The organism is Candidatus Njordibacter sp. Uisw_002 (assembly GCF_047730155.1).
Classification (GTDB): Bacteria; Pseudomonadota; Gammaproteobacteria; order Pseudomonadales; family Balneatricaceae; genus Njordibacter.
The window spans coordinates 361,420-376,550 of the sequence record NZ_CP159832.1; the positions used below are offsets into that span (position 1 = coordinate 361,420).

The 15,131-nt window shown below is 43.8% G+C and carries 12 protein-coding genes; all 12 read left to right on the top strand.

The window, feature by feature from the left end; genetic code table 11:
• The first annotated feature begins 40 nt into the window (after positions 1-40).
• The 12 genes from ABXT42_RS01745 to tilS all read left to right on the top strand — a co-directional run bounded on the left by ABXT42_RS01745 (position 41) and on the right by tilS (position 15,093).
• Positions 41-850, top strand: coding sequence for a phosphatidate cytidylyltransferase (locus tag ABXT42_RS01745; protein WP_443628664.1), 810 nt, complete (start codon positions 41-43; stop codon positions 848-850).
• 12 nt (positions 851-862) lie between these two features.
• Positions 863-2,257: an RIP metalloprotease RseP gene (rseP, locus tag ABXT42_RS01750; RefSeq protein WP_443628665.1), complete on the top strand. Its 1,395-nt coding sequence runs from the start codon at positions 863-865 to the stop codon at positions 2,255-2,257.
• Positions 2,258-2,278: 21 nt separating this feature from the next.
• Entirely contained in the window at positions 2,279-4,558 is a 2,280-nt protein-coding gene (gene bamA, locus ABXT42_RS01755) for an outer membrane protein assembly factor BamA (protein WP_443628666.1), read from the top strand.
• 21 nt (positions 4,559-4,579) lie between these two features.
• Positions 4,580-5,092 (top strand): OmpH family outer membrane protein, encoded by a 513-nt coding sequence (locus tag ABXT42_RS01760; RefSeq protein WP_443628667.1) that lies wholly within the window; start codon positions 4,580-4,582, stop codon positions 5,090-5,092.
• Positions 5,093-6,118: a UDP-3-O-(3-hydroxymyristoyl)glucosamine N-acyltransferase gene (gene lpxD / locus ABXT42_RS01765; RefSeq protein ID WP_443628668.1), complete on the top strand. Its 1,026-nt coding sequence runs from the start codon at positions 5,093-5,095 to the stop codon at positions 6,116-6,118.
• A gap of 36 nt (positions 6,119-6,154) precedes the next feature.
• The gene (gene fabZ / locus ABXT42_RS01770) at positions 6,155-6,595 is read left to right on the top strand and encodes a 3-hydroxyacyl-ACP dehydratase FabZ (protein WP_443628669.1); all 441 of its coding nucleotides are present in this window, start codon (positions 6,155-6,157) and stop codon (positions 6,593-6,595) included.
• Positions 6,595-7,377, top strand: coding sequence for an acyl-ACP--UDP-N-acetylglucosamine O-acyltransferase (gene lpxA, locus ABXT42_RS01775; protein ID WP_443628670.1), 783 nt, complete (start codon positions 6,595-6,597; stop codon positions 7,375-7,377). The genes fabZ and lpxA overlap by 1 nt, the downstream gene beginning before the upstream one ends.
• A 10-nt stretch (positions 7,378-7,387) precedes the next feature.
• A complete protein-coding gene (lpxB, locus tag ABXT42_RS01780; RefSeq protein ID WP_443628671.1) occupies positions 7,388-8,557 on the top strand; it encodes a lipid-A-disaccharide synthase in 1,170 nt (389 codons plus the stop codon).
• Positions 8,554-9,156, top strand: a complete 603-nt coding sequence (rnhB, locus tag ABXT42_RS01785; RefSeq protein WP_443628672.1) for a ribonuclease HII — start codon at positions 8,554-8,556, stop codon at positions 9,154-9,156. The genes lpxB and rnhB overlap by 4 nt, the downstream gene beginning before the upstream one ends.
• Position 9,157: 1 nt before the next feature.
• Positions 9,158-12,682, top strand: coding sequence for a DNA polymerase III subunit alpha (dnaE, locus tag ABXT42_RS01790; RefSeq protein WP_443628673.1), 3,525 nt, complete (start codon positions 9,158-9,160; stop codon positions 12,680-12,682).
• A gap of 65 nt (positions 12,683-12,747) precedes the next feature.
• Complete coding sequence (locus ABXT42_RS01795) at positions 12,748-13,701, top strand: acetyl-CoA carboxylase carboxyltransferase subunit alpha (RefSeq protein ID WP_443628674.1); 954 nt, start codon at positions 12,748-12,750, stop codon at positions 13,699-13,701.
• Between the two features lie 33 nt (positions 13,702-13,734).
• Positions 13,735-15,093 carry a tRNA lysidine(34) synthetase TilS gene (tilS, locus tag ABXT42_RS01800; protein ID WP_443628675.1) on the top strand — a complete coding sequence of 453 codons (1,359 nt, stop codon included), beginning with the start codon at positions 13,735-13,737 and terminating at the stop codon, positions 15,091-15,093.
• The last annotated feature ends 38 nt before the right edge of the window (positions 15,094-15,131 follow it).

Sequence of the window (15,131 nt, forward strand, 5' to 3'; positions counted from 1 at the left end):
ACAAGATGGCCGGCACTGATACAATGAAAAAAATAATAATATGTTGAAATCAAGAATCGCTACAGCTTTGGTGATCGCGCCACTTACTCTAGCCGCAGTATTTTTTTTACCACCGCAGGTTTTTTCCTTGTTCATTGCTCTTATTGTGCTGATGGCAGGATGGGAGTGGACGGCAATGATGCGCCTAGTAAGCCGCAGTCAGCGCACCGTGTATGTGTTGTCTTTACTGTTTGCAATTGTGGTTGTGCAAAAAGCTTTGCCTCATTTTGAGGAAGTTATATTTTCAGTGACCGCTGTTTGGTGGATGCTAGCCACTGGCCTAGTCTTCTTGTACCCAAAAGCGAGTTTGCTTTGGTGTGGCAGGGTGAGCAAAGGTATCGTTGGCTTTATGGTGCTAGTGCCTACATGGGCTGCAATGGTTTATATTCGTGAGTTAGAGCAGGGCCCATGGTTGATTTTGTATATGTTTCTCATAGTGTGGGGGGCTGACACAGGCGCTTACTTTGCTGGAAAACGGTTTGGGAAAAGAAAGTTGATGCCACGAGTTAGCCCTGCAAAATCTTGGGCGGGGGTCGGTGGGGCCACAGTTACAGTAATTCTAATCTCTATGTTTACACAACAAAGTCTTCACTTTTTGCAAAATTTATCTGCAGGTGTCTATATTTTAGTGCTGGTACTGTTATTCTCATCCATTATTGGAGATTTAACTGAAAGTATGTTTAAACGCCAATGTGGTATCAAGGACAGTGGTTCAATATTGCCAGGTCACGGTGGAATTATGGATCGTATTGATAGTTTAACAGCTGCAGCTCCAGTATTTGCTTTGTGCCTTATCCTGTTTAGTGCCTAAGGCCATTCCATCATGATTATGACAATACTAACCACTATTTTTGCCTTAGCAGTGCTTGTAACTGTTCACGAGGCAGGGCACTACTTTGTAGCTCGTTGGTGTGGTGTAAAAGTATTGCGCTTTTCTGTGGGCTTTGGGCGCCCCATATTTCGCAAGCTAGGCCGCAGTGGCACTGAGTATGTATTTGCTTGGTTGCCTTTGGGTGGCTACGTGCGCATGCTTGACTCTCGCAATGACCAAATTAGCGGCGCAGACCTGAATGCAGCCTTTGATTTAAAATCCCCATGGAAGCGTATAGCGATTGTTGTAGCGGGTCCTTTAGTGAACCTATTATTTGCTGCATTGTTATACGCAGTAGTTCAGGTTTCAGGGACTCCCCAGCTTATTCCTATTGCAGTGTCCACGGATAAGAGTGTTGCAGGGTTTGAATTTCCACAACAGATTTTAGCCATTGATGGTCAGGCTACTCCCACATGGGAAGCTGTGAATATAGCCTTGGCCAAGCGTATGGGTGAAACTGGCAGCATAGGTTTTTTGTTGCAAAGGCTTGATGGTGCAATATTACAAGAACAGGCGGTAATGCCTCGTCAGCTAGACACTATACCTGTTTTAGGTGCGCCGGTAGCCGCAAGTTTGGGAGTGACTCAATGGCTGTCAGCATCAGCACAGTCTAGTCCTCTGGCTCAGTTGGGATTACAAATTTGGCGCCCTAATGTGCCAGTCATACTTAATCAAATCGTGTCTCAAGGTGCTGCAGAAAATGCGGGCTTACAAGTTGGTGATAAGATTCTACTCATTGATCAGCTCGTAATGGCCGGCTATAACGACTTTGTTGCTTTTGTTCAAGAGCGTCCTAATAAAGACATAAATGTGACTTTAGAGCGCGATTTACAGCGACTTGAGGTGCCGGTAAAGCTAGGCTCTTATCTTAATGGCTCGGGTGAGCTTACTGGGCGTATTGGCATTGGTGTGGCATCTATCTCGTGGCCTAGCTCTATTCAATTCCAGCAACAGCTTGGTGTCTTTGATGGTTTGATTGCAGGTAGCAAAAAGACTGTTGAGATGGCTTCGCTAACACTAAGCTTTTTGGGCCAAATGGTACAAGGCCTTGTGTCTATTGAGCACTTGAGTGGCCCAATAAGCATAGCTAAAATAGCGGGAGCATCAGCGCAGTCGGGCCTGATCACTTATATTGGTTTTATGGCATACTTAAGTGTAAGTCTTGGTGTGTTAAATCTATTGCCTGTGCCTATGCTGGATGGTGGGCATTTGTTATATTACCTTGTAGAAGCAGTAACAGGACGTAAAGTACCAGATAGTGTTCAAGCTATCGGTTTGCGCATTGGTATGGCATTGGTATTTAGCGTTATGCTTATCGCGGTGGCTAATGATTTGATGCGCCTTTAATCTCATTTTGGATTTGTGAATATGAAACACATTGTTTTAAGTTTTTTATTAAGTTGTACACTGTTCGTGTCCCAAATGGCCATGGCTGTGAGCTTCACCATTGAAGATATTCATATTGAAGGTTTGCAGCGTCTTAGCTCAAGTCAGGCTTTTGCTGAATTGCCATTAAAAATAGGCGATTCTGTAGACGATCGTAGTTTGGCTTACGCTACTCGGAGCATGTTTAAAAGTGGTTATTTTGAAGACATTCGCTTAGAGCAAGACGGCAACCTGTTGGTGGTTGTCGTGCAAGAGCGCCCATCCATAGGCTTTATTGGTTTGGATGGAAATAAAATTCTTAAAACAGAACAGCTTCGTGGGGCGTTAGATGCTGCTGGGCTAAAGGAAGGCGAAATTTTTAAACGAGCAACCTTAGCTCAAATCGAATTAGAGCTTGAGCGGCAATATAACCGCCAAGGGCGATATGCTGTGTTGGTTGAGTCACAGATCAGTAAGCTAGATGAAAATCGCGTTGCTATAAATGTAACAATCAATGAAGGTGTGACCTCTTCAATTAGTGATGTCAATATCATTGGCAATGACAGTTATACAGATGCTGATCTGTTGGACTTAATGAGTTTGAAAACGCCAGGATTTTGGACTTTATTTACTAAAGACGATCAGTACTCAAGAGAAAAGCTCACAGCCGATCTTGAGAAAATCCGGTCATATTATTTAAACAAAGGGTTTGTATTATTTAATATTGAGTCTTCTCAGGTAGCTATTTCAGCTGATAAAACCAAAGTATTTATCACCATAAACCTTGTAGAAGGTGGCCAGTTTGATATTGGTAAAGTGTCTATTGCAGGTCAGTATGAGGTTGATGAGGCGCTAATATCGGAGTTGATTACTACGTCTTCAGGGCAGGTTTTCTCGCGGGAGGAACTTCTTGGCATCGCTGCAGATGTGCGCCAACTTTTTGGTGACAATGGCTTTGCTTTTGCAGATGTGCAGCCGGTTCCTTTAGTAAACGAAGCTGAAAAAACAGTTGATGTGCAGTATCAGATTAGATCGGGCAAGCGCACTTATGTTCGTCGTATAGATTTTAGCGGTAATACTCGCACTAGTGACGATGTATTAAGGCGTGAAATCCGCCAAATTGAAGGTGGAGTAGCCTCAATGGCTGATATTACTGCGTCAAGACTACGTCTTCAGCGTCTGGGCTTCTTTAATAGCGTGGTTGCACAGACAAATCAGGTTGCAGGCACTGATGACCAGTTAGATGTTGAATTTACCGTAGAGGAAGGGCTCACTGCAGATTGGTCTATTATGGCCGGTTACTCTGATGGAGATGGTCCTTTTTGGGGAGGTTCAGTCAATCAGAATAATTTCTTAGGTACTGGTAATAAATTAGAGGCGTCCTTCTCAAATAGTAGTAGTACTCAAAAATATAACTTCAGTTACCTCAATCCTTATTACACGGTTGATGGTGTGAGTCGTGGTATTGATCTATATTATACCAAAAGAGACTTCAGTAAAGTTGATGTGAGTGACTTTGCAACCGACACCGTTGGTGTAGACATGCGTTTTGGTTATCCCATAGATGACTATACCCGACTAGACTTCAAAGTAGGCTATGAGCGTATTGATTTAGAGCTAGGGTCTTCTGCTTCTACTGAGGCGACTACGTTTACAGCAAAAGAAGGTCTAAACTATAAACAGTTTAAAACTTCTTTAAATTGGAACACCAATACACTTAATGATTTTTGGTACCCGACTAAAGGTAACTCTCACGGTGTTAACTTAGATCTTGCTTTACCCAACAGTGATTTGAAGTTTTACCAACTAAGTTATAACTATCGCAACTTTACACCCATTAATCATAGTGAATCCTTAGTTCTTTCTGTTGGAGGGAAGCTTGGTATTGTGGGATCTTATGGTTCGACTAGCCAAACTCCGTTTTTTGCTAACTATTATGCGGGTGGTTTTGGCAGTGTGCGTGGTTTTACCAGTAATTCCTTGGGCCCTGAAAACTCGCTTAATCAGCCATTGGGTGGCCAAATTCTTAGCACAGCCTCTGCTGAGTTGATATTCCCACTATTTAGTGACATGCCTTCAGTGCGTACTTCATTATTTCTTGATGCAGGTAATGTTCACACATCTGGAGAATTCAATATTGGGGAGCTTAGGGCCTCAGGTGGCCTTAACCTTGCCTGGTTAACACCGGTAGGGCCTTTAACTTTAGTAGTTGCACAGCCACTGAAGAAAAAAGTAGGCGACTTAACACAGTCAACACACATCACCCTTGGTCGTTCGTTCTAAGGGATATTCAAAGGGATTATTATGAATAGAATAGAAAAAACAGTGATTGCAATGACTTTTATTGCAACTTTGCTTGGGCCTCAGCTAGCGATAGCGCAAGGTATCTTTGTGCTTAAAGCTGAACAAGCCATTTTTGCTACACAAAAAGCACTCGCTTTGGGTCAACAGGTTTCGGCACAACTAAAACCCCAAGTGGTGCGCTTTGATTCCATGGGCAAGGAGTTGCAAGCGTTGCAGCAGCGCCTTGAAATTGACAAAGATCTGATGAGTGATGATGAAGTGTTGCAAATTAAAACACAAATCCAAAACCTAAATGCTGAATATCAGCAACTTCAGCAGTACTTATCTAATGCTAAGTTACAAGCTGAGCAAAATTTCTTAACATCGATGCGTCCTGCGCTGGATAAAGTGTTGGGGCAGTTTATTAAAGACAATAACCCTTCTGTAATTATTAACGGTAACTCAGTGATTTATAATGCAACAAGTGTCGACATTACCTCAAAGGTCGTTGAGTTGTTGAACCTGGAGTCGTAATTGCTGCACTTAACTTTAGGTACTATTGCCAATATTATTGGTGCAAAGCTAGAAGGAGATGTTGATCATGTCATTACTGGCTTGGCCACCTTAGCCGGCGCACTGCCACATCAAGTGAGTTTTTTGGCTAATATGAAATATGCCAATCAGCTTGATATGACGCAAGCAGGTGCGGTAATTTTAAATGCTGATCAAGCTAAACTTTTTAATGGACATTGCTTGGTGCTAGATAATCCTTATCTGGGTTATGCAAAGCTGTCACAAGAGTTTTCACCAGCACCAAGCTTTAGTGGCATTGATGAAAGTGTAAAAATACATGCCAGTGCGACTATTGGTGATGCTGTTAATTTAGCCGCAGGTGTCGTTATTGGCGCCCATGTGACACTTGGTAATGCGGTTTCTATAGGCCCTAATAGCGTGATAGGTGCACATTGTAGCATTGGCAGTGGCACAACAATTGCGGCTAATGTGTCGTTGTATCATGGCATTGAAGTTGGTGCGTTTTGTATTATTCATAGTGGCGCTGTAATAGGAGCAGACGGTTTTGGGTTTGCAAAAGATGGCCCAGACTGGGTGAAAATAGCCCAACTAGGTGGTGTTATTATAGGTGACCATGTAGAAATTGGGGCAGGCACAAGTATAGATCGTGGGGCTTTAGATAACACAATTATAGGCTATGGTGTTAAGCTGGATAATCAAGTTCAAATTGCTCATAATGTTGAGCTGGGTGACTATACAGCCATTGCAGGATGTACCGCCATTGCGGGCAGCACTAAGTTGGGTAAACATTGTACTATTGCAGGTGCTTGTGGCATTACAGGCCACTTAACCTTAGCAGACGGGGTGCATGTTACCGCGATGTCTTTGGTGACGCACTCCATTGCTGAGGCTGGGGCATATTCCTCTGGTACAGGCCTCGATAAGAATCAACAATGGCGTCGCAATGCGACACGTTTTAAACAGCTTGACCAGATGGCAAAGCGCCTTAAACAACTAGAGTCAGAAATAGCCCAGTTTCAAAGCTGATCAATTTTAAAAGTACCAGATAAGGAAAGTATCAATATGGTTATGGATGTTAAAGAAATTAGAGAATATTTGCCCCATCGATATCCATTTTTGTTGGTTGACCGAGTGACTCAGATTAATTTGGGGGAGTCTATTGTCGCCTATAAAAATGTAACCATAAACGAACCTTATTTTAATGGGCACTTTCCAGACCATCCAGTAATGCCTGGTGTTTTAGTTATTGAAGCCATGGCTCAAGCAGCTGGCATACTTGGTTTTAAGACGATGGATAAAACACCGCAAGATGGGTCTATCTACTATTTTGTAGGCTCTGATAAGCTGCGTTTTAAACGCCCTGTGGTGCCTGGCGATAGGCTGCAATTAGAGGCATCCATTGTGTCTGAAAAACGGGGCATTTGGAAATTTGACTGCCGCGCAACTGTAGACGATCAACTGGTTGCTTCAGCAACTATTTTATGTGCAGATAGGAAGGTTTAGTGCCCCAGCCATTAATACATGCGACCGCAATTGTTGACCCTAGTGCTCGTATCGCTTTAGGTGTTCAGATTGGGCCTTACAGTGTCATAGGGCCTAACGTGGAGTTAGGCGAAGGCACAAAGGTTGAGTCTCACGTGGTGATTAAAGGGCCTACTCGCATTGGCCGTAATAATCATATTTTTCAATTCAGCTCTGTAGGCGAAGCTTGCCAAGATTTGAAATATAACGGTGAGCCTACGTGGCTAGATATTGGCGATGATAACGTTATACGTGAAGGGTGTACCTTACATCGGGGCACAATTCAAGATTCTAGCGTGACTAAAATTGGTAACGGTAACCTGTTAATGGCCAATGTCCACGTAGCGCACGATTGTGTATTGGGAAACCATGTAATAGTTGCTAATAATGTGGCTCTGGCAGGGCATGTACATGTGGGTGATTACGCAATATTAGGTGGGTTTACGGCAGTGCATCAATTTTGCCATATTGGTCCTCATTGTATGACTGGAGCGGGTAGTGTGGTATTGAAAGATATCCCTGCTTATGTGATGGCCAATGGCAATTCTGTATCCCCCCATGGTATGAACACTGAGGGTTTAAAGCGCCGAGGCTTTAGTGAGGGTGCAATAAAAAACCTACGACAAGCCTATAAAATCATCTACCGCCAAGGGTTAACGCTTGAAGCAGCCATTGCACGTTTAAACGAAATTTGTGTCGATAGTGGTGAAATCTCAATATTAATCGACTCCTTGAAGCAGTCAAGCCGCGGTATCATTCGCTAGCAGGTTTGCCATGTCCAATAATGTTATTGTTATCGTTGCTGGTGAAGCATCTGGAGACATATTAGGGGCTGGTTTAATGCAGGCCTTGTTAAAACTTCACCCAGATCTTAAGTTTGAAGGTGTTGGTGGCCCACAAATGATAGCCAAAGGTTTTACTTCTCTAGTGCCTATAGAGCGTCTATCAGTCATGGGCTTAGTAGAAGTTTTGGGACGATTGCCAGAACTTTTATTGCTCCGAAGACGTTTGGTCAAGCGTTATACTCGCATGCCTCCTTTGGCAATGATAGGTATAGACGCACCTGATTTTAACCTTGTATTAGAAACTCAGCTTAAAGCTAATGGCGTACCTACGCTGCACTATGTGAGCCCATCTGTTTGGGCTTGGCGTGAAGAGAGGGTGTTTACGGTGGCTAGAGCGTGCCATAAAGTGCTCGCACTGTTGCCTTTTGAATTGCCTTATTATGAACGCCATCATATTCCAGCTACTTTTGTAGGCCATCCTTTAGCAGATTCTATTCCTGGAGACCTGACACAACGCCATGCTCGCAAACAACTAAAGCTAAAAGATCAACCAGTATTAGCCTTATTGCCTGGTAGTAGAGCCATGGAGATCAAACAATTGGGAGCAGACTTTTTAGCTGCTGCGGCCCTATTGCAAGCTAAACACCCTCAATTACAGTTAGTGTTGGCGGCAGCCAATGAGTCAAGGAAAAAACAGCTCCATGGGTTATTGCAGGCCCACCCAGCGCTAAATGTGTCTATAGTGTTAGGTGACTCTCATATGGTATTAGCAGCTGCAGACGCAGTGTTAGTAGCATCTGGAACGGCCACTTTGGAAGCGCTGTTGTTTGAGAAACCTATGCTGGTGTGCTATCGCCTAAGCCCTATAAGCTACCGGATATTCAAGCGAAAACTTAAAGTCCCTTTTGTTAGTTTGCCTAACCTATTAGCAGGTTATAAAGTGGTTGAAGAGTTGTTACAGGATCAAGTGCAGCCTCAACTTATAGCAGATCATTTAACTGCGTTATTATTTGACCCAAGTATTGCAAAGCAACAGTGCACTGCGTTTTCTTCTATCCACCAGCAATTGGCGCATGGAGCCAATACGTCTGCAGCCAATGCTGTCATTGAAGTGATTGAAGAACATGGCATAAGCACTTTAAAGGGGTATAACAAGTGAGCTCAAGCCCATTAGAAAAAATGCGCAGTTCGGTGAGTATTATTTGTGGTGTTGATGAAGCAGGGCGTGGGCCATTATTTGGTGACGTCGTTGCAGCAGCGGTTATTTTAGATCCTAATAACCCTATTGAAGGCTTAGGAGATTCCAAAAAGCTCACTGAAAAAGTGAGAGAAAAGCTATACAAAAAAATTCACCAGCAAGCTATTAGTGTGGGTGTGGGCAGAGCAAGTGCTGCAGAAATTGATCAGTTGAATATTTTGCAAGCCAGTATGTTGGCTATGCAGCGCGCTGTAGAAAATTTGAGCGTAACTCCAAATTTGGCATTAATTGATGGCAATCGCTGCCCTGAACTTAGTTGTTTAAGTGAAGCTATTATTAAAGGGGATGCTAAAGAGGCCTGCATTGGAGCTGCTTCAATTATTGCTAAAGTGACCCGTGATAGAGAAATGTTAGAATGGCATAATCAATATCCTCACTACGGTCTGAATAAACATAAAGGCTATCCCACTCAAGCGCATATTCAAGCCCTAGAGGAACATGGCGTAAGCCCACAGCATCGGCAAAGTTTTGCCCCCGTAAGACGTCTAATTGGAACTTAAAATGACCCAAGTTGTACCCTTTGTGCATTTGCGTATGCACTCCGAGTTTTCGCTGATCGATAGTATGATACGGATCAAGCCATTGATGAAAACTCTGCTTGCAGAGCAGATGCCAGCAATCGCTTTGACCGATCAGTCCAATATGTGCGCCATGATCAAGTTTTATAAAGCCGCCCAAGCTTCTGGTATTAAACCTATTTGTGGCTGTGATGTTTTTATTAGCAACGAGGTTTCTGCTGAGTCGGCAGTTACACGTATGACTTTACTAGCGATGAATTCCAAAGGTTATCTCAATCTGACAGAGCTTGTTTCACGCTCGTTTCAAGAGGGGCAGGTAGACGGTAAAGCGATAATACAAAAACAATGGTTAGCACAAAAAAATGAAGGGCTGATTGTGTTATCAGGCGCGGCTCAAGGTGAAGTAGGCCAAACATTAATCAATCGTGGTTTGGTAGATGCGCAAGATATTTTACATAGCTGGATTAACATTTTTGGTGATCGGTTTTATTTGGAAGTACAGCGTACAGGAAGGCAATACGATGAGGATTGTTTGCACTTGTCTGTTGAGCTGGGTAAGGCTAATCAAGTTCCAATAGTGGCAACTAACGACGTCATGTTTATATCACCTGATGATTTTGAAGCCCACGAAACACGAGTCTGTATTAACCAAAGCATGACCTTGGATGACCCTCGAAGAGCTAAAGCATACTCTAATCAACAATACCTACGAAGCACTGAAGAAATGCAGCAGCTGTTTGCAGATTTACCCTCTGCTTTGGCTAATAGTGTGCAAATTGCAAAGCGATGTAATTTGGATATTGAATTAGGACAATGCTTTTTACCCAACTTTCCAGTGCCAGATGGCATGACTATGGATGAGTTTTTTGGACAAGTGTCTCGCGACGGTTTGGACAAGCGGTTACAGGTTATTTTAGCCCCATCTGACCCTGACTATGCGGACAAACGTAAGGTATTTGATGACAGATTAGACTTTGAGTTGCAGATCATCTGCCAAATGGGGTTTCCAGGCTATTTTCTTATAGTCATGGATTTCATCCGTTGGGCTAAAGATAATGAAATTCCTGTAGGTCCCGGGCGAGGTTCAGGCGCGGGTTCTTTAGTGGCTTATGTGTTGGAAATTACGGACCTAGACCCTCTAAAATATGATTTGTTATTCGAGAGATTCTTAAATCCTGAGCGTGTGTCGATGCCTGATTTTGACATCGATTTTTGTATGGATAACAGGGATCGTGTCATTGAATATGTGTCTCAAACCTATGGCAAAGATGCAGTATCTCAAATAATAACATTTGGTACCATGGCAGCAAAAGCTGTGGTGCGTGACGTGGCTCGTGTGCAGGGCAAGCCTTTTGGTTTGGCTGATAAGTTGTCTAAACTCATCCCGTTTGAGGTAGGCATCACTTTAAGCAAAGCTGTTGAGCAAGAAGAAGCTCTGGCAGACTTCATTGACAACAATGATGAAGTGCAAGAAATAATGGAGATGGCTTATCAGTTAGAGGGTCTGACGCGAAACGTGGGTAAGCACGCTGGTGGAGTAGTCATAGCTCCCACCAAGTTAACTGATTTTTCGCCGTTATATTGTGATGTGGACGGATCTGGTTTAGTCACCCAATATGATAAGAATGACGTTGAAGATGCAGGCTTAGTTAAGTTCGATTTTTTGGGACTTAAAACCCTCACAGTGGTTGATTGGGCTATACGCATGATCAATGACCGCCGTGCCGCTCGTGGTGAAGAAGCGATTAACATTGAAGCCATACCCCTTGCAGATGAGCCCGTTTACAAATTGCTTCAAGGTGCCGAAACAACCGGTGTGTTCCAGCTAGAATCGCGAGGTATGAAAGACCTTATTAAGCGCCAACTGCCCAGTAGCTTTGAAGACATTATTGCTCTTGTGGCGTTGTTTCGTCCTGGCCCACTACAGTCTGGAATGGTTGATGACTTCATTAACCGTAAACACGGTCGTGCTAAATTAGCATGGCCCCATGAAGATTATCAGCTGGATTCCCTAAGGCCCATACTGGAGCCTACCTACGGCATTATTTTGTATCAAGAGCAAGTGATGCAGATTGCTCAGGTGATGGCTGGTTATAGTCTTGGTGAGGCAGACATGCTGCGCCGGGCAATGGGCAAGAAAAAACCAGAAGAAATGGAAAAGCAGCGAGCAGGCTTTTTGGCAGGCAGTGTTGCTAATGGCATTGACGAAGGCTTAGCAGGTAATATTTTTGATCTAGTAGAAAAATTTGCGGGCTATGGCTTCAACAAGTCACACTCTGCGGCTTATGCATTGGTGGCCTACCAGACGGCTTGGCTTAAACACCACTACCCTGCAGAATTTATGGCTGCTGTGTTGTCAGCAGATATGCAAAATATTGATAAAATCGTTATTTTTGTTGAAGAGTGTCGGCGCATGGAACTGCCGATCAATCTACCTGATGTGAATGCTAGCCATTATAAATTTACAGTTAATGCCGAAAACGAAGTGGTGTATGGTCTGGGTGCCGTGAAAGGCGTTGGTGAAGGTCCTGTCGAGGCCATCATAGAGGCTAGACAAAGCGGTGGTGATTTTATAAATCTGTTTGATTTTTGTAAGCGGGTGGGCAGTAAGAAGCTCAATAAGCGCGTGTTAGAGGCTTTAGTTGCTAGTGGCGCCTTGGATAATATAGTGCCTAATAAAGAGCGATCTGTCCTATACAGCGCCATCGGTGACGCTGTTCAATCTGCGGATCAAAGTGAGCGTAATGCGGATGCGGGGATGGCTGATTTATTCGGTGATATAGTGGCCCCAATAAATGAAACAGGCATGGCATTTGTCTATGATCGCCACTTAGATGCTCGGCCTCTTACATTAAAACAACGCTTAAAAGGTGAAAAAGATACCTTAGGGCTCTATGTCACTGGACACCCTATTGATAGTTACGATCATGAACTTGGACGTTTTTTACGATGTCGCTTAGATCAGCTTTTTGCTAAAAAAGAAAAACAATGGATTGCAGGCCTAGTGGTGGCAAGTCGGACCATGAAAACCAAGCGTGGAAAAACGATTGCTTTTTTAACAATTGATGATCGAAGGGCTAGGGTAGATGTAGCCCTGTTTGGCGATAGCTATGACAAGTACCGTGACATGTTACAAAATGATCGCTTGCTGATTATTGAAGGAGAGGTGTCTGAAGATGATTATTCGGGCGGACTTAAAGTCAGTGCCCAGCAAATCCTCACTATGCCTCAAGCCCGAAGTGTATTCTCTAAAGGATTACGACTATCTGTGGCGCCTGACTTTGCGCAAGGCAAGGGATTGCAGCAGCTGCTTAGTATTCTCACACCTCATCAGGTGCGTGGTGATGCACCCGCTGCAAAGCTTGAGCTACAGTATGAAAATAGCATGGGTAGAGGCGTTATACGTTGCGCCACGCCGTGGCGTTTAGAAATAGAAGATGACATGCTTCAAGAACTTTCATACCTGTTAGGTGAAAATGCAGTTAAAATGCGCTATCGCAAATTATAATATGTGCAAAATATAGGTTATAATAAATTTAATATTTGTCAGTTACACTTTTAAAGTTAGGCCCTATGAATCCAAATTATCTCGACTTTGAACAACCTATCGCTGATCTAGAAGCAAAAATTGAAGCCTTGCGCCTAGTGGGCAATGACAACGACCTTAATATCAGTGAGGAAATCGCTAAGCTGTCTGATAAAAGTGTGAGCTTAACTGAGTCCATTTTTTCTAACTTAAGTGCGGCTCAAGTATCTAAGGTGTCTCGTCACCCTCAAAGACCTCATACAATAGATTATATTGCTAGTTTATTTGACGATTTTGATGAGCTGCATGGTGATCGACATTTTGGTGATGATCAAGCGATGGTATGCGGTATTGCTCGCCTTGCAGGTAAAGCTGTTATGGTTATGGGGCAGGAAAAGGGCCGCTCTACAAAGGAAAAAGTAGCGCGTAATTTTGGCATGCCTCGTCCTGAAGGCTATCGTAAAGCCCTGCGTATGATGCAGATGGCTGAGCGTTTTAAAATGCCAATCCTTACCTTTATTGATACCCCAGGTGCTTATCCGGGTATTGATGCTGAAGAGCGCGGGCAAAGTGAAGCTATAGCGTTTAACCTTGCTCAGATGTCTGGCCTTAAAACACCTATTATTGCCACTGTTATTGGCGAAGGTGGCTCTGGTGGTGCTTTGGCTATTGGTGTGTGCGACCAACTTAATATGTTGCAATATTCTACTTACTCAGTTATCTCACCAGAAGGCTGTGCCTCCATTCTTTGGAAAAGCGCTGACTATGCCGCTGATGCTGCTAATGCTATGGGTATTACATCAGGCCGGTTGCATGATTTAGGTTTAGTGGATCATGTCATTCAAGAGCCTTTAGGTGGCGCGCATCGGGATGCTGGATTAATTTCAGCAAATCTTAAGTCTACACTCATTAAGCAGCTAGAAGAGCTTGAATTGTTTGATACTGAGGCGCTACTTGATCGCAGGTATAAGCGCTTAATGTCATACGGCCTAAGTTCTTAGGCCGTTTATTAGGGCCTAATATCCCGCTTCCCCATGGCATTTTCTCATCAGCAGTTACTCACTCACCCAAGTGGTTTGAAAAACCACCTTCAAGCTGCAAGTTGGGTGGTTGCTGTGAGTGGTGGGTTAGACTCTATGTGTTTGTTGCATTCTATCGTGCAGCTTTCACAGCACTGTCCTTGCCCGCCACTGCGCGTGCTGCATGTTAATCATGACTTACATTTAAAAGCTGACCAATGGCAGCAGGAAGTTGAAGCTCAGTGCCTGCGTTATGGAGTGACCTGTATAAGTCAAAAGGTTCATCTTTGCCCTATTATGCAGCGCGAGCAAGGCTTAGAGGCTGCGGCACGGAGCGCTCGATACAGTGTTTTTGAGCAGCAGCTGCAGGCAGGCGATGTATTACTTTTAGGGCAACATGCTGATGACCAAACTGAAACTTTATTTTTACGATTATTGCGTGGGGCTGGAGTCTCAGGATTAAGGGCTATACCTTGGCAAAGAGCCTTAGGGTTGGGTTTGCTTGTAAGGCCACTGCTAAATTTAAGCCAAGCTCATCTCTACGATTATGCTAGCAAGTATCAGCTAACCTGGTGTGAAGACCCTAGTAATCAAAACACGCATTTTGATCGTAATTACTTGCGGCATAAAGTAATGCCATCCCTACGTGGCCGCTGGCCTGCCTTGGATCAACGAGTGGCAACAACAGCTGCTGTGATGGCTGATACGCAAATTTTATTAGATGAAGTGGCGTCGCATGATCTTGCATTCTTAGCAAAGAATGAACAAGTGATTCAGTGCTTGCCATTAAAAAACCTTAAAGCCCTTAGTCGGGCAAGGCGACATAATTTATTGCGCTATTGGTTTGATCAAAATCACGTCCCCACATTAGACTATGCAGCGATGCAAAGGCTTGATAAAGATTTTCTTTACAGTGAAGTAGACGCCCAGCCCTACTTAAAGCTTGGTGATTGGTGTTTGCGCAGGCATCAAGGCCATTTACATCTTATGCCGGCTCCTAAGAAGCAAAGTAGTGTGCTTGAGCCATGGGTTTGTCTGATACAAAGCCAAATGCTTTTAAGTGGATCAATTGCTTTGACAGATGGATTTCTATGCAGCCAAAAAAACCAATCCATAGGTATGCTGTTAGCCCCAGGGGATGTCTTAAAGCAATGCTTTAGAGTCGGTGGTGAGCGCTTTAAGCCTTCTGGACGAAAGCACAGTCAAAGCCTTAAAAAGCTACTACAAGAGGCCAAAGTTCCTGTGTGGGAACGCGATCATCTGCCTTTGTTTTATGTAAATGGGGAGCTTGCGATGGTGGCAGACTTGTGGGTAGTATCAGGCTTTGAAACCGAAGTAGGAACCCCTGCCTGGTGCTGGCAAAAAGCAACTTAATGTGAAGCTTTTCATTGTCCCGATTGAGCTCTTCTGGT

Coding starts and splice junctions, on each gene's coding strand:
- bamA (WP_443628666.1), top strand. CDS start 2,279: ATGAAACACATTGTTTTAAGTTTTTTATTAAGTTGTACACTGTTCGTG.
- ABXT42_RS01745 (WP_443628664.1), top strand. CDS start 41: ATGTTGAAATCAAGAATCGCTACAGCTTTGGTGATCGCGCCACTTACT.
- tilS (WP_443628675.1), top strand. CDS start 13,735: ATGGCATTTTCTCATCAGCAGTTACTCACTCACCCAAGTGGTTTGAAA.
- fabZ (WP_443628669.1), top strand. CDS start 6,155: ATGGTTATGGATGTTAAAGAAATTAGAGAATATTTGCCCCATCGATAT.
- ABXT42_RS01760 (WP_443628667.1), top strand. CDS start 4,580: ATGAATAGAATAGAAAAAACAGTGATTGCAATGACTTTTATTGCAACT.
- rseP (WP_443628665.1), top strand. CDS start 863: ATGATTATGACAATACTAACCACTATTTTTGCCTTAGCAGTGCTTGTA.
- lpxB (WP_443628671.1), top strand. CDS start 7,388: ATGTCCAATAATGTTATTGTTATCGTTGCTGGTGAAGCATCTGGAGAC.
- ABXT42_RS01795 (WP_443628674.1), top strand. CDS start 12,748: ATGAATCCAAATTATCTCGACTTTGAACAACCTATCGCTGATCTAGAA.
- dnaE (WP_443628673.1), top strand. CDS start 9,158: ATGACCCAAGTTGTACCCTTTGTGCATTTGCGTATGCACTCCGAGTTT.